Genomic DNA, 25043 nt, shown 5'->3' on the forward strand with positions numbered 1-25043 from the left:
CGGGAATATCCTTTTTCCTGATCTGCTCTAACTCAAAACTATGTACTGCGCACAAGCTGCGTCACCAAAACTCAACATTATTCCACTCGCCCTCACTCAAAACTTAAAACTGCGTGCTATGCCTACGGTGCCAAGGGCACAGGCTATGCCACCAGAACTCAAAACTTCCCTAACCTGTAATTCCTGATAGCAGCACGAGTCCCAGTACCGCCCCAAACACGATCAGGGCATAGAATTGGGCACGTCCTGTTTCTAAGTACTTCAGCGCTTCGCCGGTCACGAGGGTGACAAAACCCGCCAAGTTGACAACGCCATCCACAATCCGCAAATCGACTTCCAGCACTTGCCGTGCCAAGCGACGGCTGCCCTGGACAAACAGCACTTCGTAAATATCATCGAAGTACCACTTGTTGAGCGAGAGCTGATACAGCGGCTGAATTTTCTCGGCCACCGCGGCGGGATCAATCTTACGGCTCAGGTACATCAACGAGGCCAAGGTAATACCCAGCAGGGCAATGCCAACCGAGCTGCCTCCCATCAGCAGAAACTCACTCCACTCAAACTCAGAAGGGATCCCTTCCACGACTTCGCCGGGCGGGGGAATAAACGCTTCAAAATAGTTAGCGAACGGTGTCCCGACCAAACCAATCAGAATTGACGGAATGGCTAGGGCAATCAGCGGCAGCGTCATTGAAATCGGCGACTCGTGCGGCTCGCTGCTGTGATGATCCACTGGCGCTTCGTGATCGTGGGCTTCTTGGGGCAATTCTGCCGTCAGTTCCTTCGGGTTCATCGCCCCAGGACCAAAGGCCAAGCCCAAACGCTGGAGCTGTTCTAGCTTCAGTTTTTGCTTAATGCCCTCATTCTGACCCCGAAAACCGCCCTCAAAGGTGCTGAAGTACATGCGGAACATGTAAAACGCGGTGATTCCAGCGGTTAACCAACCAATGGCCCACAAAGCCGGATTGGCAGCATAGGTCGCGCCCAGAATTTCATCCTTAGACCAGAATCCGGCAAAGGGAGGAATCCCACAGATCGCCAGTGTGCCAATCAAGAAGGTGATCGCGGTAATCGGCATGTACTTCCGCAGTCCGCCCATCAAGCGCATGTCTTGGGCATAGACCGGATCATGGCCGACAACCGACTCCATCCCATGGATTACCGACCCCGATCCTAAAAACAGCATTGCCTTGAAGTAGGCGTGGGTCATCAAGTGGAATAAGCCTGCTCCGTAGGCACCAACGCCCATCGCCATCACCATATAGCCCAACTGCGACATGGTGGAATAGGCTAAGCCCTTCTTGATGTCGTTTTGGGTAATCGCGGTAGTGGCACCAATAAAGGCCGTGACCGCCCCAGTCCAGGCAATGGTGTTCATGGCGCTAGGCACATGCTCAAAGGCCGGATACATGCGGGCAATCAAGAAGACGCCGGCTGCCACCATCGTTGCCGCGTGGATTAGAGCTGAAATGGGAGTCGGACCTTCCATCGCATCGAATCTGGCTCTGGATTTGCCGAAATTCATCGCCTGCCCAGAGGCATTAGTGGTGCGACGAATTACTGTCAACAGCACCATGATCAAGACAAAGACAAGCAGCCCATGCATGATCAGCCAAGCGACGGCACTGCTGTCGGGAGAGCGCTGCACTTCTAGATCGACATTATTCTTGCGGGCTGCTTCGATCAGTTCCGGGTTGCGATCGCCAGCAAACAGCGTCACTTCCTGAGTGGCATTCTGCTGCGATTCACCCTTGAGTTGTACCTGGGCCACACCACGGGCTGGATCCAGCTCAATCCGATTGACCTGACCGGCATCAATTTTTTTCAGCAGCTCACTGTAGGTCAACGCTTCCCGTTCGGCAGTTTGAGACTGGGCTAAACCGGGCAGGCTGCCAAAGGTGCCTTGTAAAACCAGCCACATGGCAGTGACCGTACCCGTAACCAGCGTTCCGGTTCTGCGAGATTTTTTACCATGACGAGAAAGTTGCCTGACGGATGTGTTGTGATCAGCCTGCTTCATAGATCTATAGTGTCCTTGCCATCTCCTGCAATTCTGTCCCAGCCGCTCTAGCGGATCGCTCAGCGGTTCATAGAAACAATTCACCGAATCTGATCGCTGGGAATTCGGTTACAGCCCTAGAATCTAGTGTAACTCCACCCCATCCTAACTATTGCAATCAACAGTTGGACACTTGGTTTGGACTTTTAGCTGGAAATAACGATATCGCCGTCAACCACTTGACCTACTGCTTGTCTGCCCCTTAGGCATAGTCATATCGAGTTCGCTTTAGCTAGAATAGAGCTAATGATATTGTCCAGGCAGGTAACTATGGTCAAAATTGTCGGAATTGCAGGCAGTTTGAGATCGGGTTCTTACAGTCAGCAGGCTCTGCAAATCGCAGCTCAGCGAGTTGCAGCTCTGGGTGCCGAGGTGGAAATTTTGGATCTGCGCACAATGAACTTACCCTTCTGTGATGGTGGAGACGATTACTCTGACTACCCAGATGTAGCTCGCCTTAGCCAAACGGTGAAGGAGGCAGATGGCTTGATTCTAGTGACGCCAGAATATCACGGCAGCGTCAGCGGAGTTTTAAAAAACGCGCTTGACTTAATGGGCTTTGAGGAACTAGATGGCAAGGTGGCCGGTTTGATTAGCATCCTCGGCGGCCAGCCCAACAGCAATGCCCTCAACGACCTGCGGGTGATCATGCGCTGGGTTCATGCTTGGGTGATTCCGGAACAGGTGGCAATTGGACAGGCCTGGAAGGCGTTTGGAGAAGATGGCAAGCTGCTTGATCAGAAGCTTTCTGAGCGCTTTGACAGCTTTGCTCAGAGCTTGGTGGAGAACACGCGCAAACTGAGAGGCGTTTCTTAACCCATCGCGGTGACTGGGGCTACTGCAAGTGATTCGATTTTTGATCGTGCCAGTATTTTGGTCGCGGGCAGTTTGCCCGCACTCCAACTAATTCAATGCTTGCGCTAAGCCCGCACCTTGAGGAAGACTCGATCAGCAGCATGAAAGCGCTAAACAAATAAAAAGTTGCAATCACTAGATGTATGCCGGTCAGGCTCCATCCACCCAGCCGCAAACAGTAGAAAAAAATTGCTGGAATCCCGATTAAAACGACGTGGGTGAAAACTGCCTTATGGATTTCAACCGACCACTTCCTCACTTCCCTTGCCCTCCTCACTGTGAAAAGAACCGCTGGCTATCGAGTCTACAAGATAGACGGAACTTTCGCTCATTCCTTTAACTCAGCGGCGGAACCCCTATCTGGCTCTAGCTTCTCTACTCTCAGCCAAGGCATCCAATAGCCATGAGATACCTGACAGAGGCAAAGTTCCCGGTTGTCCAGTAAACGCTCCACTTCTAGATCTGTCTAACCATTTCTCCACAATAGCGAACCCGATCGCCCACATTGAGATGCCAAGTGCGTACCTGGCGCTTTGGTGAGGTAGTCAGAACATCATCGAGACCCGGCAAAACTGCCAAAACAATCCGCTGGATCAGTGGAGTAGTGTAATCTGCCGGGACAGAGAAAATCAAGATTCCAAGTGCCCTAATCGGCAACCCTACACCCCAAAGCATTAAATTACTGCCGATAATCAGGCTGATGGTCGGACCTATGCCAAGATTGTGAGTCAAGAGATAGCTGTAGCTATGAGATCCTAGCCCCCCATCATCTGCTTCTGCTGAGTAAACTGCTTCAATCGCGAAATCGCACCATACAGCCAATGGTTTGCCAAATCGCAACCATCAGCTCTGCCCCAACCCATTCGACTCGCTGAATCAGCAGCAAGAGCATGGGGCATAGCATTAAGATGCTAGCTAACCGGGTAGAACGCCAGGTGAATAAGCTTGTTGTGGATACACCGTTCGACTGGTACTATTCCGTAAACATCCTGTCAACAAAACTATCAGTCTGGGATCAATTTGGGTTAGCGGTAACAAAAACGGCAACCATCCTGTAGCAAGCTGCTGTAAGACACTGCTGACCCAACCTATGGCTTTGCTTTCCCCTGGCTGATGGCTAAAATTTTCTCTGCTACTGGGGTTGCCACCGGCATCACCGAGAGCCGATTCCCCTGCCGCACCACGCCTAGCTGCTCGGGTGTGAATTGCTGCCGCAGCTGATCCAGCGGGATGAAATTTACAAATGTTTCTACATACTCCACCTGAACAGTTTGCCAGCGCGGATTGGCCTTCGTAGATTTGGCGTCGTAGTATTTGCTGCTGGGATCGAACTGACTAGGGTCAGCAAGGCCGGTTTGAACAATCTGCATCAGCCCGACAATTCCGGGCGGTGTCGTGTTGGAGTGATAGAAGAAGGCCAGATCGCCAACCTGCATCTCGCGCAAGAAGTTTCTTGCCTGATAGTTGCGCACACCATCCCAAATTGTTTGTTGATCGCGAGCCAGGTCTTGAATCCCGTAGACCTCCGGTTCCGATTTCATCAGCCAGTAGTTCATCGTCATCAAGTTTCTATAGAGTCTTCAATCCGCAAGGGCTAGCCAACCCCGACAAAATCTTTCCCACCCCTCGCACTTGTGGAGAGGCCGCTCGTGCCAAGGCCCATGAGCAGTTCCCAAATTTAGAACGCTATTAGCAAGCTACAAACTATCCAACGATAGAGCTAAAACTCGCGATCCGACAGATTGACTCAGTCGCAATGTTTTGGTTTCTATAACTTGAAAGCCCAGCGATTCATAGAGGTTTTGCGCTCTAGGGTTATCGATGTCCACACTGATGTAAACATGGCTAGCTTTGGCCGTGGCCGCTTCTGCAATACAGTATTGCAGTAATTGGGTACCGATGCCCTGCCCTCGATAGGCCGAATCAACGGCCAGATTAGCAATATAAAAGGTACCGGGAGGATAATCGTGCCGCACCAAACGATTCAGGATCAAGGCATCAACGAACTGCAAACGCAATTGCTGCCAGCGATTCAGGCAGGTCTGGTAGTCCGTTGTTTGATTGAGGGATTCGGCTGCTATCAGGGTGGCAACCCCTAAAATCTGATTTCCCTGACCGCCAGTTATACTGGCCTCGGCAACTCGCACATAGCGATGGCTAAACCGATTCTGGGAGTGCTGCACCAAATCAGTCAAGATCGGAATTGCCTTACCGCCGAACATCAATCCAAACATAGCGGGAGCAGATTGGTAAATTAGATTTGCCACCGGCTTAGGAGGGTGATCCGTGAGAGACATGGCAACGCAGTCAACGGGCAATGATGAAGACATCGATCTCGGAGTATTCTGAAGTTAATCCAGCATACTGACGTTGACCTCAGTCAGACAAATCAGAGCCTATTTAATTATGGCGAAACAAAAGGGAAAAGCACTGCCATCCAAGCTAATCATCCGATCCGGGCGATGGGTCTGGACTACCATGTGGCATCTCATGATGTCTCAAATGGCTCCTCGCAGTAAAGCAGGGGAATATCTGCGGCCAGAGAGCCAGTTTCGCAATCTTGTCTTGCAGTCAGAAAAATCGGTCGATCCCTCCACCGATTCGGTCAATTCAAGTGCTGAGGTTTATCCCGCCGCCGCCGGACGCTATCGCTTGATCGTGGGCTGGGGCTGCCCTTGGGCACACCGAACGCTGGTGACACGGGCACTGAAGGGGCTAGAAGATACCATTTCGGTCACATTTGTGACTCCCTCGCCGGAAGCGGGCGGTTGGATCTTTGAACAGCCAGAGGAGGGCTGTCAGTCACTGCGGGATCTGTACCAGCTAGCGCAACCAGACTATACAGGACGCTGCACCGTACCCGTTCTCTGGGATACTCAGCAGCAGCAAATTGTCAATAACGAGAGTGCAGAAATTATCGTCATCCTGAACGAGGCGTTTAATCAATTTGCTAAACAACCTGATCTCGATCTCTATCCTGAAGATAAACACGAGGAAATCAATTCCTGGAACGAGAAAATCTATCATGCAGTAAACAATGGCGTCTATCGCTGCGGATTCGCTCAAAGTCACTTTGCAGTGTTTCGCCGGTAATTGGATCAATGTAACGAATGGCATCAATTTCATCGCCAAAAAACTCGATCCGAATCAGGCGATCTTCGTAGGCCGGACCAATCTCCAGCACATCGCCCTTTACCCGAAACTTGCCTCGCCCCACATCCAGGTCATTACGTTCGTATTGCACGGCGGCCAAATCGCGCAACACCTGCCGCTGGTCTATTTCCATCCCAACCCGAAACGGAATCGAAGCCCGCAGGTACTCCGAAGGAATCCCTAAACCATAAATGCAGCTAATCGATGCCACCACGATCACATCCCGTCGCTCAAACAGTGACCGCGTAGCCGAGTGCCGCAGCATATCAATTTCATCGTTGATTGAAGCGGTTTTAGCGATGTAGGTATCGGTGACTGGAATGTAGGCTTCTGGCTGGTAATAGTCGTAATAGCTGATAAAGTACTCAACCGCGTTATCTGGAAAAAATTCCCGCAGCTCATTACACAACTGTGCTGCCAGGGTTTTGTTATGAGCCAAAACTAGCGTTGGTTTACCAACATTTTGAATCACCCGGGCAACTGAATGGGTTTTTCCAGTTCCCGTTGCCCCCAGCAAGGTTTGGAAGCGGTGCCCTGCCTGCACATGTTTAGTTAGCTGCTTGATTGCCTTGGGCTGGTCTCCCTTTGGCTCAAACGGTGCCTGAATGTTAAATTCTGCCATGCTGCCTTCTGGATGACATTACGCCTCTTCTATGATGACGAATTGTAATCAAAGCTGGAGCAGCAATTGGTTGCTGGGAACTCTAAACTCAAGAGTAATGCGGATTAGCTTCTCTTATATCAATCGCCTCGTTAATAAAAATCCTTGAATTGTATCCAATGAATCTTGTTTCAATGGACTACAGCAATCAACAATGGCAGCCCTGGGGTATCTACGCAAGCCAATCTCGCAGGATTTCGAGCCAACTTTGGACCAGACTGCGGCAATGGAGCAGTAAGTTACGTTTTTTGACATTAACTACCCTTCAGGAACGCCACATCGTAGCGCTAGCCACAGACAGCTATAGACATGAGTTCCATAATATGTGATTCTCTACGTCAGCTATCTGAAAATTCGCCACTCCTACTGACCTCAGGCCAGAAGAATCGGTTCCTGTTCCCTATTCGTCGGCGACTTTCGCTGCATCTACTCGCTATGCAACTATCTCCCTACACGCAATACTACATTCGCAAGCTGCTGCGTCAGTACCTTAGTTATATTCACTATCCTCTGACCGGTGTTGGAGTTTGCAGTTTTTTTCAGACTGACCTAAACCAATTGCTGAAGCAGCTTTATCCAAAAGGGTTCGAGTATGGCATCAAGATTCAGGAGTTGGAAACCCTGATTCATCTGCATCAAGCCAGCGAACCGCAGAAGATTTCTCCTTACGAAACCCTTTCCGAGATCGAGCAGAAGATTTTTTGGATCCTCGGCCTCAAGTTTTTGGCTATTTTACCCTCAATGCCGCTGACTGTGCCCCAGGAAAGCTTTTTGTTTAGCACCACGATCAAAAACAATATCCGCTACGGGGACCCCACCAGCGAACAGCCAGAGGTAGAACAGGCGGCTAAACAGGCCCAGATCCATCCCGAAATTCTCAATTTTCCGCAGCAGTACAAAACGATTGTGGGCGAACGAGGCATTACCCTCTCTGGTGGACAGCGACAGCGGACGGCCTTAGCGCGCGCCCTGTTGGTGGATGCTCCAGTTTTGATTTTGGATGATGCCCTCTCTAGCGTAGACAACCAAACCGCAACCGCAATTTTGCATCAGCTCTCAGAGGGGACAGAGCGCAAAACGGTTCTGTTTATTTCTCACCAGCTTTCAGCAGCAGCGGCGGCAGATCGAATTCTGGTGATGGATCACGGTCGCATCGTGCAGGCAGGCACCCATGCGGAATTATTGGCTCAAGACGGACTCTACCAGTCGCTCTGGGAAACCCATGCGATGGAGGAAGCGATTGAAGAAGTTGATTGATACAGCCTTTTTCACATTCATAAAGTGCTGTTTTTGATTAGTCATCGACCTTTTGCATGTCTCAATGGCTGGTGTGAATGAGATGTATACATTCTCTTGCATTAAGCTGAATGATGATTTGGCGAATGGGTATAGCCCCTGCAATTGGCAAGCTTTGATCTTCAAGACATTGTTGCAAAGGCAAATTGGCAAAGGAACTTTTATGGCTCTAGCAACAGCCAGTACTTTTGTGAAAACTTTACATATCTGTTCAGGAATCCGCTGGGAAGTTTGCTAGACTGACTTATTTGACGCACCTTCTAAAAATCTCACAATTAGCGATTGATTAAAAAGGAACTTAGTTTGATACAGCCAAGTCTATTAGTGTGAGTGATCAAATTAGCTCTGAGTAATGCAACTGAATGAAACAAAAGCAATGAAACAAGAGAGTGTATGGGTATCTTGCCCGCTACTAGTCAGGCATTTGTAGACACTAACACCACAAGATTTCTAAAACCGCTAGCTCTCTAAGTACTACAAACCTAATGCCAAAAGGGCAAAGCATTTGCGTCAAAAGCTCTGTAGCTCAGCCTTGAATTCATTTTGCACATGCTGCGCCCCGACCGGAACTATGGCCAATTAACCAGACTTGATATCAATAATTAGGTTGGCCTACTGAGCTAAGATAAACCGGCAATATCATCTAACATTCTCTGCTGAAGGAGCATTCCGCTTTATGTCTGTGAGTTTCGACGCTGCAAATACTTTCCAGGTTGGTATAACGCCTTACTCAGTTGCTGTGGCCGATGTGAATGGTGACGGCATCTTAGATTTGATTTCCGGTGGAACTGTAACGCCATCGGGTTCAGTTGCGCAAACAGGTGCTGTTTCTGTCCTGTTGGGCAGCAGTAGCGGACGGTTTAATTCGTCGCCGATTGTGTCTTCGGGGGCGGGGTTTGGTTCAGCGACAGCCCTCGCAGTTGGAGATTTTAATAACGATAACGTTCTGGGCGGCATCGGCAAAGACATGTCCTACTACGCGCTGGAAGAGTACACCATCGTCAAGCATGTCATGCTAGATATCACGGGCGAACAGAAGAAAGCCTGGCACTCGGTTGTATTTGACGCTTAATCAAGTTTTGTAGCTTACTTCTGCAAAGCATTGTTTTAAGTTTTGAGTGTTGAGTTAGGTAGCGGTTGGTAAAGTTTTGAGTGTTGAGTTAGAGCAGGGAAGTTGAAAAATAAATTTGGTGAGCCGGTGGTGTGAGCATCTCACCCACTCATGGGCAGAATGTCATTGCCCACAGCCTGTCACTCAACTCAAAACTGAGAACTCAAAACTCAAAACTATCTTCCAAGCTATCTTCCTGATTCTGTTCCTGTAGAGATTGCCATCCGGCTTGCCAAAGCGAACGGTCTTTGAGCTGCTGAGCGTTCAACCAAAACCGCACGGTTGGGTCACAGGCAGCCACCATCTCAGCAAACACCCAACGCCCTTCATTTTTGCGATTGACCACTTGGAAATGTCGCCATCCCCAAGTGGTCTGTTGGGCTGTCCATTTGGAACCAACCAAGTAAGGAAATTTTTGCTTGCGTGCCATTGGGACTTCTATCGAGTTATGTAACAAAAAATAACTAGAATTGAGGACAAAAAACCTGAAATCGCGTCAAATTGCCAGAGGTTTTCTCTTCCAGTTCTGGAATGTTCGGTTATGCTGAATTCATAACAATTTCTCAACACGCCGTTTCTGTTTTCCCGCAAAGAGAATCTTGCTGTGTTGATTGTTAGGTTCGTTGCCTCATTGGTCCGAGCTAATTGGTTTGAGAAATTTTGCCTTCAGCAAGATCTCATTCTGTAACTTTCAGCAAGCGCAAACTAAAACTCTGGCATACCAGTTTTTTACAGCGAAAATTATGAAAAAGCGTGCAACTTTTGTGAGAAAAGTTACAATCGGAGAGGTTTCAGCAAAATCCGCAGGCAATGATTCCCGTTTTGGTGCTGATTCCCAGTATTCATCATTACTGAGGAGAAGTATTGTGCCTCTGGGATAGCTACCGTCAACGACGAACTGGTCTTAAATTTATCTAGAATCACTTAAGCGTAGACCAGCTAATAACTCGGTCGTGATATTCCTTGGTTTGATTGACCTTTAACGTTTTGATATAAGGAGCATGAGGAGCGCGGCATGACCCAGGCTAATGACGTACTCGAAACCATTGACCAGCCCGAGAGTAATTTGGATGAACTCTTGATTGAGGAAGGAGATGATCGAGACGATTTGTTCGACAGCCAACCTGATTCTGAGGATGAAGAGGATGGCAAGGCGGCGAAGGGAGGCGCTCGTCGTCGGGCACAAGCGAAGAAAAAACATTACACCGAAGATTCGATTCGGCTTTACCTGCAGGAGATTGGTCGGATTCGCCTGCTGAGGGCCGATGAAGAAATTGAGCTGGCCCGCAAGATCGCCGATTTGCTAGAACTAGAGCGAATTCGGGACAAATTATGGCAAAACGCCGCACGGCAGCATCCCAAACGATTGATGTGACGGCAGTGGATGTGACAAAAGAGGATAAATCAGTACCCAAGCAACCAGTACCCAAGCAACAGTTCGAGATTTATCCGGGCTGGGAATTTATCGGTGAAGCTTATGAGTCCACGATTCGACAATATGTCGAGTATATGCCGCTAATCTGCGTGGCTGGATTTGCTGAACCGTCAGAAGCAACCGAATTTTACGAGCGGGAATCCTTGCTGCGCCACTTTTCGGAATGTTTACTCACTGATATTCTCACCCATACTCCCATCACCCAAGCGTTTGAGAAGACAATTGCCAATTCGCTGCTGGCAGACTGTCTGCGTTCCACTGGCCCTTGGACCTCTGAACTGCGGCTAGAGCAATACCGGCAGTGGCAGGCATGGCGCGATCGGATTGGGCGAACTCAGTCAGATCTGCCGTTTTATCTCTGTTTCCAGCTTCAAGATCCGGCCAAACCCGAAGATGCTTGGCAGCTTCAGTTTCAGGTTGCGCCCAAACAGGATCCGTCGCTGCGAGTGGCGCTGCAAGACTATTGGCGTATGGGTTCCAAACAACAGCAGCAAGTCAAAAAACAAATGGGTGAACAGTTTGAACAACATTTGCTGATGAACTTGGGATACGCAGCGCGAATTTATCCGGCCCTATGGCGCGGACTAGAAACCGATCAGCCGATTGGAATTGCACTGAACTTAGAAGCCGCGTTTGAATTTTTGCGAGAATCGGCCTGGGTGCTGGAGAATGCGGGCTACAAAGTGATTGTGCCGGCTTGGTGGACCCCGCAAGGACGCCAGCGGGCTAAAGTCCGCCTCAAGGCCAAGGGTAAATCCCTTACGGGTGGTGAAGATAAAACGAAGAAGTATTTTGCTTACGAGAATTTAGTGCAGTATGAATATGAGCTGGCAATCGGTGATGAACAAGTCAGTGAACAAGAATGGCAGCAGCTTGTGAATGCCAAAACGCCCTTGGTGAAGTTTCGCGGCCAGTGGATGGAGCTAGATCAGGACAAAATGCGCCAAATGCTAGAGTTCTGGAAAACTCACCAGCAGGAGCATCCAGAACTGAGCCTGTTGGAGTTTCTGAAGCTGACCGCCGCCAACGAGGAGAGTTTAGTCCTAGACGTAGACCGCCACAGTAGCTTGGCAGAGATGCTGGCCAAACTGAGTGACAAAAGCCAGCTCCAGCCAGTCGATAATCCGCAGCATCTGCGGGGCGCGCTGCGCGAGTATCAAAAACGGGGCGTATCCTGGCTACAATTCCTGGAGCAACTGGGGTTGAATGGCTGCCTTGCCGATGACATGGGCCTAGGTAAAACAATCCAGGTGATTGCCCGGTTATTGCAAGAGCGCGAACAGCCCAAAGGGAAACCAATCCTGCCCACCCTCTTGATCGCGCCGACATCGGTCGTGGGCAATTGGTACCATGAAATCCAACGGTTTGCACCCGAACTGCGGGCACTCATCGATTTTCAGCAAAAGCAGCCGGATCTGCCGGTTGTGGTGGTTCAGACTGAAGAGAATCAAGATGTTGTGATCGGTTTGTCTCAAACCTGCCCTGGGCTAAAAGTCACCAAACCGGGCGATCTGGGCAAATTGGCAGCGATGATCGCCGGAGCCAACCTGATGCTTTGCACCGAAGGCGTACCGATGCATCTAGCCGTGGCGCTGCAAGTTTATACCCTGGCGCTGTTTGCCTCCACCGATCCAGCCAAAGCACTGCCCAAAGCTGACAAGTTTCTTGGCCTGCAATCCGCGACGGGCAAACTTGTCGATATTTCACCAGAACAGGTGTTGCAAAAGGTTTGGGGCGGCTAACGGAACGCTAGACTAGAACTCTGAACTAAGGGTGGTGTCAGCCCAGCCATTTCACCATTTCCTCATCCTTTCACCAAGGCAATCATGGCGTTCCTGAGCGGGTACAAACTCGACCGACGAGATATCAGAGCCTTTATCATTCTGGCGCTGTTTTTTGGCCTTCTAGCCAGCTTTGCGGGCTGGATCGTTTCAGGACACTTGGCCAAAGCCGATCGCGTCAATCGCTTACTGGAAACAAAAGTTTGTTCAAACTGTGACCTGGATGGAACCGACCTGGATAAGGCGGATCTGGAGCAAGCGGAGCTAGAAGACGTCACTTTGCGCCGAACTAGCTTGCAAAATGCGAATCTGCAAGCGGCTAATCTGCTGCGAGCTATCCTGAGCGAAGCCCACCTCCAGCGGGCAAACCTGAGTGATGCCAACTTAGGCGAAGCAATTTTGAATCAAGTGAATCTGGACGAAGCCAACTTGAGTGGCGCTGATTTGAGTCGAGCCTATTTGGGCGATTCTAGCTTGCGGCAGGCGAACCTGATCGGCGCAGATCTGAGTGAAACTAACCTGGCCAGAGCCGACCTCACAGATGCCAACCTGCGGGATACCGACCTGGGAGACACCAATCTCAGCCGCGCTCACCTCCCCTCAGCCGATTTGCGCCGCGCTCACTTAGGTGGAGCCGATTTAGATAGCGTCACCCTCACCGAAGCCAATCTGTTTCGGGCCAATTTACCCAGAGCCAACTTGAATCGCGCTAAGTTGCAGAAAACCGATTTGCAGGACGCCAACCTCAGTAATGCTGACCTCAGCCACGCCGATTTGTCGAGCGCCAATCTCAGCAATGCCTACTTAGGAGAAGCCAACCTCAGCCACGCCAACCTCAGCGGCACCACCATGTTTGGCACCAATCTAGCTAAGGCCAACCTAAGCCATGCCGATTTAAGTGGAGCTAACTTTAGCGGCGTCAATCTGCGCCGGGCTGACTTGAGTGGAGCCAACCTCAGCGGTATCGATCTCAGCACTGCCAAACTCTGCAAAACCCGAATGCCAGATGAGACGATGGAAAATCGCGATTGTTAGCCGTCTTGCTTCAATTTCGCCTTTGCCTGTTGCCAGAATTGCTCTAACTCTTCGGTCGAGAATTCTGTCTCGAAGCTCTCTCCGAAGACAAAGGGAAGACGGTTTTGATACTCGGGGGGCGCGGTAAAAATGCTCCCTATGCACCCCTTGCCGAATTGATCGAAAGGTCTGTTAGAAAGCTCGTTCTGATAGGCGAAGACGCAGCCAATATCGAATCGCAGTTGAAAGGAACGGCAGAAATAATTCAGGCCGGATCAATGTCGGAGGCGGTTGAGGCCGCCTTTGATGCGGCAGAACCGGGCGACGCGGTGTTGCTGGCTCCGGCGTGTGCAAGTTTTGACATGTTCAATAGTTTTGAAGAACGCGGACAGGTCTTCAAAGCGGCGGTGGAAGGGTTGAGAAGTACTATCTAGTGTGCAGTTTTAATGGCAAAGTCGCGTCCAGACATAATTCTGATAGTAATTTCGACGGCGCTGGCGGCGTTCGGCACGTTGATGGTGTACAGCGCCTCCGCAATGCACGCACAGCGGGAGACCGCCGGAGCCACTCAGTTTACATACTTCTATAAACAGCTCGGGTTTACGGTATTCGGGCTTGTCGCGATGTATTTGATCAGCCGGGTAGATCATCGCCGTTACCAAAACCCGCTTGTGGTCTATTCATTGATGACGGTTACGGTAATTTTCCTACTAGCGGTATTTGCCTTTCCGGAAATCAATGGAGCACAGCGTTGGATACGTTTCGGTGCGTTTTCTTTTCAGCCGTCTGAGATGGCAAAGATCACATTGCCGATCTTCTTGGCTTATTTCCTTACGCGGAATGCTGATCGCGTGGGTGAGATCCGTGCGACGGTCTTGCCGTGCGTCGGAGCGATGCTTTTATTTTGTGGATTGGTCGCGCTCGAACCGGATCTGGGCACTGCGCTCGTGCTGGCAGCGATATTTTCATGTGTGTATTTTGCTGCCGGAGCAAAAATGCTGCACGTTTTCGCTGTCGGTGGTGCGATGGCGGCGGTCGCCGGAGCGATGGTCTTGCTCGCACCGTGGCGTTTGCAAAGAATGATGGCATTTCTTGATCCGTTCGCACACAGCGACGATGCAGGTTATCAAGTTGTGCAATCTTTGTATGCGATCGGTTCGGGCGGCATCTTCGGCGAAGGCTTCGCACGAGGCCAGCAGAAGCTTTTTTACCTTCCGTATCCTTATTCCGATTTTATTTTCTCGGTCGTCGGCGAGGAATTTGGGTTGCTCGGCACGCTTTCGGTGGTTTTGGCGTTCGGCGTGATACTTTGGCGAGGTGCGATGATCGCAATTAACGCCGCAGACCGTTTCGGGATGTTGCTTGCGATCGGATTGGTGACCGGCATTATTGTTCAGGCACTTTTTAATATAAGTGTCGTCATTTCGATACTGCCGGCAAAGGGAATTCCGCTGCCGTTCATTTCTTATGGCGGTTCGTCGGTTGTATTTACGCTGGCTGCGGTCGGGATCTTATTGAATATCTCGCGTGGCGGTGGCGAAAAGAAACAACAAGAACTGCCGGAAAAACCCATTAGACGATTGGATCCAGAATAAACTCACCCTGCTGCTTGCAGCGGGGTATTCCGGTTCACGTGATCAAATACGAACGCCCCAAGGGGCGGGGAATTCAACTCGAAACAGATTAAAATCTTTTAAGTAGGTGAGCATAATTAAACCTAAAATCCAAAACCCTGTGCCGCCCGCGCAGGGTTTTGGATCTGGTTTTTTAATTATGCCGAGGTACTTAGAAGGCAGTTTGCATCGTTTGTCTGACTGGCGCTCTCTATTCAGGGGACCAACTAAATGGGGGCATAGATAGACTGGTACTGGCTCTGACTGGTGCTGGATCTGACCGTCACCGGCATGTGCACCTACTGATGACTGGCTACAAAACTGGGGAACTATAACCGTACTCAAATTCTGGATCGCTGCTCACCGCCTGAGAATTTTTCAGGCGCTATTTGAACACCTGAAATTGTTGTCTAAATCCTAGCTTTTCCTGAATCAGCTACCTGATTCAATTACCTCAATCGATAGAGGAATTTAGCTCGGTGTTCCCTTTGCATGAGCAGGACGATCGAGCGGTTGCCCCATTTACTCGGTGAGCCATCGGTTTCTTGTTCCATTTTCGTAGCTCAGTTTACATTCACTCCAATGTCAGGCTTCAATTCTTCCTCAGCAACTTGGTCTTCCTCCCTAACTCGCGCTCAAACCATTTCGGGTCACGCTCAGCTTACGTCAATGATTAGTAGTCCTCGTGAGTTTACAGTTCGGTTTTGGGGGGTTAGGGGCAGTATTCCAACGCCCGGAATCGAGACGGTGCGATACGGCGGCAATACGGCCTGTGTGGAGATGGAGGTGGGCGGTAAGCGACTGATTTTTGACGGAGGAACCGGCCTGCGTGTATTGGGTAAGCAAATGCTGCAAGAAATACCGGTGAAGGGACATATCTTTTTTACCCATACCCACTGGGATCGGATTCAGGGCTTTCCTTTTTTTATGCCAGCCTTCATTGAGGGCAACCAGTTTGATATCTACGGTGCAGTCGGGCAAAACGGAGCGTCAATCAAGCAGAGGCTTTCCGACCAGATGCTGCGGCCCAATTTCCCGATACCGTTGAAAATGATGCAGGCCAACCTGCGGTTCCATGACATTGCTCCTGGCTCAGTAATCACGCTCGATGATGTGGTCATCGAAACCGTTGCTTTGCATCGCTCCAATCAGGCGCTAGGGTATCGGATTACCTGGAATGGGTATTCGGTCGTTTACGCTACCGATACCGAACATCTGCTCAACCAAATTGATCCGGGCTTGCTCTACCTGGCCCATCAGGCTGACTTGCTAATCTATGACGCCGCCTATACCGAGCATTCCTTCTACCATTCCTCCTACAACGCCGAGGCAGCCGTTGGTCAACCCACTGCTGCTTGGAAGGCTGGAATCGAAGTGGCCCTCGCCGCTGAAGTAAAGCAAACGGTGATGTTTCACCACGATCCAGGCCACGAAGATGATTTTTTAGATCAGGTGGAAGAATCCGACCGGCAAAATCTTGGCTGATTGTCTCATATTTGCCAGAATCTGCCATAGGTATACCCCAAAAGTTTTGTTCTGCCTAGGGGTTTATCGAACCAGCAGCCAAAATCTTTAAGCTTTAAGTGAGTTCATCACAAATCTTAAAAACGAGAAGCAAGCAGGTCATTCAGGCCAACCATGAGTACGAGCATCCAACCCATCGCTAGTTTTTAGGCTATTCCAGCCACGCAAGCAGCTTGAGTTCTCACAACCCACTCGCTGCTGTCGCCCCACGTTGATGTTAAACATTTTTTGTTAAGCATTGTGTTTTCTTAAGCTGTAGAATACTTCTAGACGATCTGCAAACCTTGGCTGTCTGCTGATTTGACAAGGCTGCTGATTTGGCAATACCGGCTTTGTATGCTTGGGCGGCTCTACTCTTCGAGTTTTTAAGATATTTGTCTGCGTTTTCATTTTTGGGCCGCAGACGCGATCGGGCCAGCTTAGGGTAGATTTCGCTAGAACGTTTTTCCATTAAAACCCCTCTTACATTACGTAACCTTTGTTTAGATCATGTCTCAACTCTCTGGAAATCCTGATGTGCCCGATTTGGGACGACGCCAATTCATGAACCTGCTGATGGTTGGATCTGGCGCAGTCACCGTTTTAGGTGCGCTTTATCCCGTCGTCAAATATTTCATCCCGCCATCAAGCGGTGGCACAGGTGGTGGCGTCATAGCTAAAGATGCACTCGGTAACGACATTGTTGCCAGCGAGTTTCTGGCTAGCCATGCCCCAGGTGAGCGGGTTTTGGCGCAAGGTTTAAAGGGCGACCCAACCTACATTGTGGTAGAAAGCGCGGATGCAATCGCCGACTACGGCCTCAACGCCGTCTGTACCCACTTGGGCTGTGTGGTGCCCTGGAACGCGAATGAGAACAAATTTATTTGTCCTTGTCATGGCTCTCAGTACAACAGCCAAGGCAAAGTAGTTCGGGGTCCGGCTCCGCTCTCGTTGGCCCTCGTTCATGCCTCCGTAGCCGATAACGGCAAAATTGCCTTTTCTGCTTGGACTGAAACCGACTTCCGCACTGGTGATGATCCTTGGTGGGCATAGTTCTTAGGGAGTGTTGAGTTTTAGGTGTTGAGTTTTAAGTGATAAGCGGTTCGAATTTGCCGCCGTTTCACAGGAAAAATGAGAACTTAGGACTCAAAACTCAAAACTACGTGCTCCACACAGGCTGTGCCACCAAAACTCAAAACTTATATTTGTACTGAACACCCGTTAACAATGAAGTCAACCGTTTGGTCAATCCTATTTCCCAATAGCGGTCAGGTAATCCTGAAGCGTGCTTTGGTAATTCTCGCTGCAATCGCCCTTTGGGTAACTGCTGATGTTGCCCTACCCCAAACCGCAGAAGCCTATCCATTCTGGGCACAGCAAAACTACGAAACCCCTCGTGAGGCCACGGGCCGGATTGTGTGCGCTAACTGCCATCTTGCCGCCAAACCATTGACCGCTCCCGTTGGTGGTAGTTCACCACCCAGAGAAAGGATTTTGTTTGCCATGAGATCTACTCTATCTACTCAAGCTGGGTCTGAAAAGCAATCGGCTGAAATGAGTGTACAACAAATTTTTTGGCGCAGTGTGGCACTAGTGCTGCAAGCAGCTCCGCGAGAACTAATCAATCTACTGCTGCTGAACTTAGTGCTGGGGGCAGGTCCTTCGATTGCACTCTATTTTGGCAAAGTTGTAATTGACGAGGTGATCCGATTACTGGCGGTGAATACAACCGATGATCCTCTGTCTATTTTGCTGAATAATCAGCTGCTGCTGACAGCGATCGTAATCACGATTCTGTTGAATATTGTCGTAGATTCACTTCAACCAATTCAGACAAGCATTGTTGCCGCCCTGCGTGATCGAGTTAAAGGCTATGCTCAGGGACAAATGATCGAAAAAGTGGCAACCTTCGACGATATTGCCTTATTTGAGACACCAGAGCGGCTAAATCTGATCACATTAACGAAGGAAAAGAGTCTGCCCAAGCTTGAGGGATTCACGTTTAAGTTGCTGGAAATTATTATCTCAATGCTGCGGTTCGTACCCTCGGTGCTGTTGTCGGTGTCGATTGCCTGGTGGATTCCAATTTTGCTAGTGGTTGGATTTGTACCAACCATGTATTTTGATATCAGACACCACAGGCAAAGCTGGCGGGTCGAAGAAACCCAGGCTGGTTTGTCTCGCCAAATGGAAATTTACGCCAAAGTTCTAACCGAAGACATCTATGCTAAGGAACTACGCCTGTTTTCACTGCAATCGATTTTGCTCCAGCGCTGGCGCGATCGGTTTGAACAGATTTTTCAGGCTATGCAGCAGGTGCGGCGTCAGGGCGCGATTCAGACGATGATCTGGTCGCTCGTCAGCGGGATTGCCGCAGCGGTTCCCTATGTCTACATCATCCTTGGCGTGCTGGGACGTCGCTATAGCTTTGGCGATCTGGCCCTGTTTACTGGACTGATTCTGGAACTGCGGCAGAGTGTCTTTTTTCTGGTCTATGCTGTTACTGGCCTTTACGATGACTCGCTGAGCACTCGTCCCTTTTTTGAACTGCTCGATTTGCAGCCGCAGATCGTCAGTGGTTCTGTACCCACATCACCACATCGTTCGGCCTTACATTCCAGCGGCATTCAGGTCAAAAATCTCAGTTTTACTTACCCCGGCAGCAACACGCCCACCTTACAGCACATCAGCCTGACGATTGCTCCCGGAGAAATGATCGCTCTAGTGGGTGAAAACGGAGCCGGAAAAACGACCCTAGCCAAACTGCTCTGTCGCCTCTATGACCCAAGCGAGGGCGCGATTCTCTGGAATGGTCACGACTATCGCGATCTGGACCTCAACGAACTGCGATCCAAAATTGCGGTAGTAATGCAGGATTATGCTCGCTTTCCGGCCACGCTGCGGGAAAATGTTGGCTGGGGCGATTTGTTGCAACAAAATCAGGGACGGGATTACCTGCTGCCGATGTTAGATATGTGGACAGACGTATTTGCAGTCGTCGGTAGCCGCACCACGGGGACAAAGGCTGGCACCTACGCGATCGTGCCGAGGGGTTGGAGTGGAACGTTACCAACAGGTGTCACCCAAATCGTAGCCCCAACACCGACGCTCTGGATTCTCGGTCGCACGCAGACTAACGGCCCCTCTGACTACGCCAACGTTCACAAAATCCAAGATGGCTATAAGCTGACTCCCCTTTCACAATGGAGTTCTCAGGAGGGCGACTACACGCCACCGACAAACATGCCGACCGATCCTACGGTCGATAACACCACGCCTCCACTGGCTCAGGTCAACCAGCTCGATGGGGTTGCCATGCTGACCCGGTTGGCAGACTTGATGACGAAGCATCCACCACACCCCAATGACTACCCGATCCTGTTCCGCTTGCAGAGATTCGGCATTGAACCGGGTAAGCCATTTGATGCTCAGTCGCTTGACCCCGAAACTATTGAAATTATCAACCGGGCAGCCAAGGACGCACTGATAGAGATGCCAGAGGCAATGCGGAAGGCAGGGGCTTTCATTAACGGCTGGAATATCGGCACCGAGAATATGGGCACCTACGGAACGTCCTACAAGCGTCGCGCCTTTGTTGCGTTAGGAGGACTGGGATGCAATTTGCCGGAGGATGCCGTTTACCCGACTGCTTTTGTAGATGGTGAGGGGAAGCCTTTAAGCGGAGTGAACAACTACGTGCTGCACTTCGAGCAGGGCAAAACCCCACCTGCAAACGCCTTTTGGTCAATCACAATGTATGACAAAGAGGGGTTTCAGGTGCCGAATCCGATCGATCGATTTGCGATTGGCGATCGGGACAAACTCAGATTCAATCCGGACGGTTCGCTCGACATCTACGTGCAGGCAGAGTCACCAGGAAAGGACAAGGAATCAAACTGGCTGCCCGCTCCCGAAGGGCTATTCGAGCCAACCATGCGACTCTACTCACCGCGCTCGGAAGTTCTGGATCTGACCTGGGCACCGCCGCCATTCAAAAAGGTTGGTTGATTCAGTTTAGTTCATTAAAGCGAACATATTTTGTTTCAGTGAGTGAACACTTGAGTAAAGATAATTCTGCGGAGATAGAACAGAAATGAACATGAAACTCTCAGTTGAGGAAATCTACGAGATTGCACATGATACTTACATCTACGCCTATCCTCTCGTGATGATGCAGATAACGCAGAATGTCGGGTGTAATGTTGCCGGACCCATTGGAAACCGTGCGCCAGTCAATCAGATCGTCCACAATCGCGCGTTCCCTGATGCGACCTACACAGATGTGGTGCGCCCAAACGCTGACACGCTCTACAGTTCCCTTGCCTTCGATGTCTCCAAAGAGCCGCTGGTCGTGAGCATCCCGGACTCTGGCGGGCGTTACTACCTGACCCCCTGGCTGGACTGTTGGACTGATGTATTCACGGTTCCAGGCTGGTCGCGCATTTGGCTAAAGAAATTGCGATTTTCTCTTGTCGCGCTCAGCAACTGGCGGGCAATCGCTTGGGTTTGGGCTTCGTAACGGGTATCAGAAATTTTTTGAGATTGTACAACCACGGTAAATAACCCTCTCAATTAGAGTAGGCAGGATGCAGCAGAATGGAGGGGATGTCTACAATCCTGCTTCTTCTATTGTCGAGGCTCAAGGCAGGGTTGACATCCCCAGGTTGGTGGGTAAATCCTGACAAAACTCCTAGCCACCGCTGATCTTGGCTTTGTAGCCCGCTTGCAGCAGAATTTGCAGAATTTTTTGCTTGTGATCGCCCTGGATCTCGATGCTATCGTCCTTGACGGTGCCCCCGGTGCCGCATTGGGTTTTGAGCTGTTTTAGTACCGTGTTCAAGGTTTCGGGTTTGGTTTGGAAGCCGGTAATCACGGTGACGGTTTTGCCTTTGCGACCAGCGCGAGTGGTCTGCACCCTAACATTCTGTTGATTGGGCGGTAAGTCCGGCGTAGCGCGCTCTAACGCTTCGGACGATTCAGACGAACCGAATTCAGAATAGACAACGCGGGGTCGGTCGGTGGGATGGTTGTTTTTGTTAGACATGGGCTGGAAAGTTTTACTGCTCCACTTGTGAACTCAAACCTTAAAACTACGCGCTCTGCACAGGCTGCGCCAACAAAACCCAAAACTTTATAATGAAGAAATTATTCTCTTAATTCTAGGTCAGCCCGTGACATCGATTTCTTCTCCCAGCCAATCCAGCACCGACACTGCTCAACGCCCCGATGCCCTAGGCCGATATGGTCAATTTGGCGGCAAGTATGTACCCGAAACGCTAATGCCTGCCCTAACGGAACTGGAGGCGGCGTTTTACCAGTACCGCAACGATGCCTCATTTCAGCAAGAGCTAAATGGCCTGCTGCGCGACTATGTGGGCCGCGCCACGCCGCTGTATTTTGCCGAACGGCTGACTCAACACTACGCCAAACCTGACGGTACGGGTGCCCAAATTTATCTGAAGCGGGAAGATCTGAACCATACGGGTGCCCACAAGATCAACAACGCCCTTGGGCAAGTGCTGCTAGCAAAACGGATGGGCAAACAGCGGATTATTGCCGAAACGGGAGCGGGCCAGCATGGAGTAGCCACCGCAACCGTCTGCGCTCGGTTTGGCTTGCAGTGCATCATCTACATGGGGGTGCACGACATGGAACGGCAGGCGTTGAACGTGTTTCGGATGCGGCTGATGGGAGCCGAAGTGCGTCCGGTGGAAGCGGGCACAGGCACACTCAAAGATGCCACTTCAGAAGCGATCCGGGATTGGGTTACCAATGTAGAAACCACGCACTACATTCTTGGATCGGTGGCGGGTCCCCATCCCTACCCGATGATTGTGCGCGACTTTCAGGCTGTGATCGGCCAGGAAACGCGGGCGCAGTGTTTGGAGAAGTGGGGCGGTTTGCCAGATATTCTGCTGGCCTGTAACCTCCCCTTACCAAGGGGAGGTGCCGTAGGCGGTGGGGTAAATTCTATGCAGCTTCACATGTAATTGGTATTAAGCTTCAAATATTCCTATGTTTAATCAGTCTAATAATTTTTTTAATTAAAGCTTTCAGACCGCTTCTCATATAGGTTCTCTCTATGGATGCAAGCCAAAATTTAGAAAATGAAATCAGGAAAATAATAAAAATGTTTGGTAGAGCACTTCAAAAGAATCGATCGATTTGTTATTCTTTTTGATATTGGGCTTATTAGTTCTCCTATCAGTTCATCTGACAGCTTCTTCTGAGATAGGTTTTTTCAAATTTTCCCCAAAAAGCTTCTTAAAACAATTTTTGTACCCTGAATTTTTTCTAAAAGCCATTTCCTGCCGAAAGCTACATTTTCTCGGATTACCAATCAAACAGGTTTTTGATTGTGGAGATAGCATCCGTCGTAGTTTTGCTGATTTCACTCCGAGCATATGAAGTTGGTGGAATAATGCATTTAGTACAAATGGATAAGGGTTGGTTCAGGTTGAAGCATCGGCGGCCCAATGAGATTTAGTTTGTTGTAAAGGTGTTACGATGCCAGATTTAATTCTCACACTCTGTGAGGTTAGGAAGCTTACCATTTAACCTTATGCTCCTAGCTGCACACTAACCTTTGAATTACAGGTTAGATACGCTTCTGCAGCAGCGTTTTTTGCTGCGCTGATCCTTGAATTTGTTCTGAACTTCTTCTGGATTGTTCTGTTGTATGGTTTCCTTCTTTTTGTTCTGATTCCTAGAGATATCAGTAGGGGGTGACCCATGACTAAATTTAGCAACTGTTGATAAAAATCAGCCTCTTTGAGACTTTTAGAAAAAAGAATATTGAAGTAAAGGTAATATCTTAGAGCCGTTGTCAGAACAGATTCTCACTAAATCAGCGGCCCACTTTGCTGTGAATTTCTAGTAAGAAAAAGCTCGATTATTCTCAATAAAAAATCAATTTTTGGGTTTACTTTTACCTTTCAAATAGTTAGAATACCTCTTGGAAATTCTATCAAGGAATGATTGAATTATGAGCGAGCAAACAAACAACTACCTAATTCCAGCCGACATCAATGCCCTCAGCTTTGATAGCTTTGGACGTGACCCCCGACGGGATGTGGTCTGTCTCTCTCCGATTCGGACTATCATCCGCAGAGAAGAAGAGATCACCCTCGTTCGCAAGGTGCGCAAAGTAGAGGAAGTTGACGCAGGTCTGTCCTGTCCGGCTACCAGTCAAACCATGTCCTCCAATCCCTTTACTCAGCAGTAATCGTTGCAAAAGCTGGCAACATTGCTGAAGATTCACTATTGGTAATTACCATGAGCGAACAAACGAATAGTTACATCATTCCAGCCGACATCAATGCTCTCAGCTTTGATAGTTTTGGACGTGACCCTCGACGAGATGTGGTTTGTCTCTCTCCGATTCGGACCATCATCCACAGAGAAGAGGAAATTACGCTTCAGGCGGTAGGAGCCTTCCATCAGCAGATTCTCCAGCAGCTTGAAAAGCTCGGCTGCTAAGGACGCTGAGTCGCAATAGCAAGCCGTACTCCTTCGATGGCCCGCAGACGATCCATGACGGCAATTACCTGACCATGACTCACGGCCTCATCAGCATTGATCACCACAACGGGCTGTTGTTCCGTCAGGGCACGGGACTGCACCTCAGCAATTAAGCCATCTAGCTGGATGGGCTGGCGATTCAGCGCCAGTTTGCCGCTCTGATCGATCGTGACTACGAGTTGGTTGCTGACTTGTTTTTCGGAACGGCTCGCCTCTGGTAAGTTCACCGGCAATCCCTCAGACCGGGTGAGGAACAGGGTAGACATAATGAAGAAAGTGAGAATCGCGAAAATCACATCGATCATCGGCACGATGTTGATTTGAAACGGCGGTTCTGGCTCATTGGGGAGACGCATAGGAAGCTCCTCGCTCGTGGTGACGACGGTAAATTAATTCCAACTGGCCGCCATACTCCTGAATTAGCGCCATTTGCCGCAAATACAAACCCCGAAACATGTTGGCAAACAGCAGCGTAAAAATAGACACTACCAATCCGGTTGCGGTAGAAACCAGCGCCTCGCTAATTCCAGCCGAGACGTTGGTCGTAGAGGTGCCGCCCAAGTCACCAATCCGCAGCGAAGAAAACGAATTAATCAAGCCCAGAATGGTACCCAATAGCCCCAACAGTGGCGCGACGCTAATCACCGTTTCAAACACGGTATTAAATCGCTTTAGCAGAGGAATTTCGGCCTGAGCTGCACTTTCCAGAGCCAGACGGAATTCTTCGGGGGTTGCCTGTTCGAGTTCCAAAGCGGCTAGAAAAATTCGGGCCATTGGGAAATGAATATTTTTTTCTAGCTTGTGCAGAGCCGCTGCTGCATTGCGACGATACAGCAGCAGCACCTCGCGCACCACTCGCTCTTGCCGACGCACCACCTGAAACCAGAAAACAATTCGCTCTAGAATCAGCGCCATTGCCAGAATGGATAGCCCCAGCAGGGGCCACATCACCACCCCACCCAGAGCAAACAGATTACCAATTGGCATGGATCTCCTCGATTACTGTGAGATTAATGTGATCAGCTCGCAATTAGCTATCAG

Annotated in this window: 22 protein-coding genes and 3 pseudogenes; 16 read left to right on the plus strand and 9 right to left on the minus strand. The window is 49.9% G+C overall.

The annotated features are described in order from the left end of the window. Positions 1-169: 169 nt before the first annotated feature. A pseudogene (locus JVX88_RS29325) lies at positions 170-1879 on the minus strand (ATP-dependent metallopeptidase FtsH/Yme1/Tma family protein); the annotation flags it as partial. Between the two features lie 450 nt (positions 1880-2329). On the opposite strand from JVX88_RS29325, the gene JVX88_RS29330 reads away from it, so the two are divergent. Next, complete coding sequence (locus tag JVX88_RS29330; protein ID WP_211622027.1) at positions 2330-2875, plus strand: NADPH-dependent FMN reductase; 546 nt, start codon at positions 2330-2332, stop codon at positions 2873-2875. A gap of 495 nt (positions 2876-3370) precedes the next feature. Here the strand turns inward: JVX88_RS29330 and JVX88_RS29335 are convergent, their stop codons facing one another. From JVX88_RS29335 to JVX88_RS29345, 3 genes are all read right to left on the minus strand, one after another. Continuing rightward, complete coding sequence (locus JVX88_RS29335) at positions 3371-3754, minus strand: hypothetical protein (protein WP_211622028.1); 384 nt, start codon at positions 3752-3754, stop codon at positions 3371-3373. A gap of 248 nt (positions 3755-4002) precedes the next feature. Then, positions 4003-4455 carry an EVE domain-containing protein gene (locus tag JVX88_RS29340; protein ID WP_263975296.1) on the minus strand — a complete coding sequence of 151 codons (453 nt, stop codon included), beginning with the start codon at positions 4453-4455 and terminating at the stop codon, positions 4003-4005. 156 nt (positions 4456-4611) lie between these two features. Continuing rightward, a complete protein-coding gene (locus JVX88_RS29345) occupies positions 4612-5244 on the minus strand; it encodes a GNAT family N-acetyltransferase (protein WP_211622030.1) in 633 nt (210 codons plus the stop codon). 76 nt (positions 5245-5320) lie between these two features. On the opposite strand from JVX88_RS29345, the gene JVX88_RS29350 reads away from it, so the two are divergent. Next, positions 5321-6007, plus strand: a complete 687-nt coding sequence (locus tag JVX88_RS29350) for a hypothetical protein (protein WP_211622031.1) — start codon at positions 5321-5323, stop codon at positions 6005-6007. Here JVX88_RS29350 and JVX88_RS29355 read toward each other — a convergent pair. Further along, positions 5913-6689 (minus strand): DEAD/DEAH box helicase family protein, encoded by a 777-nt coding sequence (locus JVX88_RS29355; protein WP_317134484.1) that lies wholly within the window; start codon positions 6687-6689, stop codon positions 5913-5915. The genes JVX88_RS29350 and JVX88_RS29355 overlap by 95 nt on opposite strands. A gap of 474 nt (positions 6690-7163) precedes the next feature. Between JVX88_RS29355 and JVX88_RS43370 the strand changes: the two genes are divergently transcribed. Then, positions 7164-7985, plus strand: a complete 822-nt coding sequence (locus JVX88_RS43370; RefSeq protein ID WP_317134485.1) for an ATP-binding cassette domain-containing protein — start codon at positions 7164-7166, stop codon at positions 7983-7985. Positions 7986-8700: 715 nt separating this feature from the next. Further along, positions 8701-9096, plus strand: coding sequence for an FG-GAP repeat domain-containing protein (locus JVX88_RS43375; RefSeq protein ID WP_211622033.1), 396 nt, complete (start codon positions 8701-8703; stop codon positions 9094-9096). A gap of 202 nt (positions 9097-9298) precedes the next feature. Here the strand turns inward: JVX88_RS43375 and JVX88_RS29370 are convergent, their stop codons facing one another. Continuing rightward, entirely contained in the window at positions 9299-9565 is a 267-nt protein-coding gene (locus JVX88_RS29370) for a TIGR02450 family Trp-rich protein (protein ID WP_211622034.1), read from the minus strand. Positions 9566-10150: 585 nt separating this feature from the next. Between JVX88_RS29370 and JVX88_RS29375 the strand changes: the two genes are divergently transcribed. The 9 genes and pseudogenes from JVX88_RS29375 (at position 10151) to JVX88_RS29415 (ending at position 21000) form a co-directional block, all read left to right on the plus strand. Beyond that, positions 10151-10510, plus strand: a complete 360-nt coding sequence (locus JVX88_RS29375; protein WP_211622035.1) for a sigma-70 factor domain-containing protein — start codon at positions 10151-10153, stop codon at positions 10508-10510. Beyond that, the gene (locus JVX88_RS29380) at positions 10468-12312 is read left to right on the plus strand and encodes an SNF2 helicase-associated domain-containing protein (protein ID WP_211622036.1); all 1845 of its coding nucleotides are present in this window, start codon (positions 10468-10470) and stop codon (positions 12310-12312) included. Before JVX88_RS29375 ends, JVX88_RS29380 begins: the two co-directional genes overlap by 43 nt. A gap of 84 nt (positions 12313-12396) precedes the next feature. Next, positions 12397-13386, plus strand: coding sequence for a pentapeptide repeat-containing protein (locus JVX88_RS29385; RefSeq protein ID WP_211622037.1), 990 nt, complete (start codon positions 12397-12399; stop codon positions 13384-13386). 77 nt (positions 13387-13463) lie between these two features. Further along, positions 13464-13799 (plus strand): annotated as a pseudogene (locus JVX88_RS29390) (glutamate ligase domain-containing protein); the annotation flags it as partial. Positions 13800-13811: 12 nt separating this feature from the next. Then, the gene (gene ftsW / locus JVX88_RS29395; RefSeq protein WP_211622039.1) at positions 13812-14960 is read left to right on the plus strand and encodes a putative lipid II flippase FtsW; all 1149 of its coding nucleotides are present in this window, start codon (positions 13812-13814) and stop codon (positions 14958-14960) included. 687 nt (positions 14961-15647) lie between these two features. Beyond that, a complete protein-coding gene (locus JVX88_RS29400; protein WP_211622040.1) occupies positions 15648-16463 on the plus strand; it encodes an MBL fold metallo-hydrolase in 816 nt (271 codons plus the stop codon). Positions 16464-16991: 528 nt separating this feature from the next. Then, positions 16992-17534 carry a cytochrome b6-f complex iron-sulfur subunit gene (gene petC / locus JVX88_RS29405; protein ID WP_211622041.1) on the plus strand — a complete coding sequence of 181 codons (543 nt, stop codon included), beginning with the start codon at positions 16992-16994 and terminating at the stop codon, positions 17532-17534. Between the two features lie 174 nt (positions 17535-17708). Beyond that, complete coding sequence (locus tag JVX88_RS29410; protein WP_211622042.1) at positions 17709-20489, plus strand: DUF1214 domain-containing protein; 2781 nt, start codon at positions 17709-17711, stop codon at positions 20487-20489. An 85-nt stretch (positions 20490-20574) separates the two neighbouring features. Further along, positions 20575-21000 (plus strand): DUF1254 domain-containing protein, encoded by a 426-nt coding sequence (locus tag JVX88_RS29415; protein ID WP_211622043.1) that lies wholly within the window; start codon positions 20575-20577, stop codon positions 20998-21000. A 171-nt stretch (positions 21001-21171) separates the two neighbouring features. Here JVX88_RS29415 and JVX88_RS29420 read toward each other — a convergent pair whose 3' ends face one another. Further along, positions 21172-21525, minus strand: a complete 354-nt coding sequence (locus tag JVX88_RS29420; protein ID WP_211622044.1) for a translation initiation factor — start codon at positions 21523-21525, stop codon at positions 21172-21174. Between the two features lie 235 nt (positions 21526-21760). Here JVX88_RS29420 and JVX88_RS29425 point away from each other — a divergent pair. The 3 genes and pseudogenes from JVX88_RS29425 to JVX88_RS29435 form a co-directional block, all read left to right on the plus strand. After that, positions 21761-22462: pseudogene (locus JVX88_RS29425) on the plus strand (pyridoxal-phosphate dependent enzyme); the annotation flags it as partial. Positions 22463-23466: 1004 nt separating this feature from the next. After that, complete coding sequence (locus JVX88_RS29430) at positions 23467-23706, plus strand: hypothetical protein (RefSeq protein ID WP_211622045.1); 240 nt, start codon at positions 23467-23469, stop codon at positions 23704-23706. Positions 23707-23756: 50 nt separating this feature from the next. Beyond that, on the plus strand, positions 23757-23960 hold the full coding sequence (locus tag JVX88_RS29435) for a hypothetical protein (RefSeq protein ID WP_211622046.1): 204 nt from the start codon (positions 23757-23759) through the stop codon (positions 23958-23960). Here the strand turns inward: JVX88_RS29435 and JVX88_RS29440 are convergent. Then, positions 23957-24358 carry an ExbD/TolR family protein gene (locus tag JVX88_RS29440; RefSeq protein WP_211622047.1) on the minus strand — a complete coding sequence of 134 codons (402 nt, stop codon included), beginning with the start codon at positions 24356-24358 and terminating at the stop codon, positions 23957-23959. The two genes, JVX88_RS29435 and JVX88_RS29440, sit on opposite strands and share 4 nt — an antisense overlap. Then, positions 24342-24989, minus strand: coding sequence for a MotA/TolQ/ExbB proton channel family protein (locus JVX88_RS29445; protein WP_036000723.1), 648 nt, complete (start codon positions 24987-24989; stop codon positions 24342-24344). Before JVX88_RS29445 ends, JVX88_RS29440 begins: the two co-directional genes overlap by 17 nt. Positions 24990-25043: the final 54 nt, after the last annotated feature.

It is taken from the genome of Leptolyngbya sp. 7M (assembly GCF_018128485.1).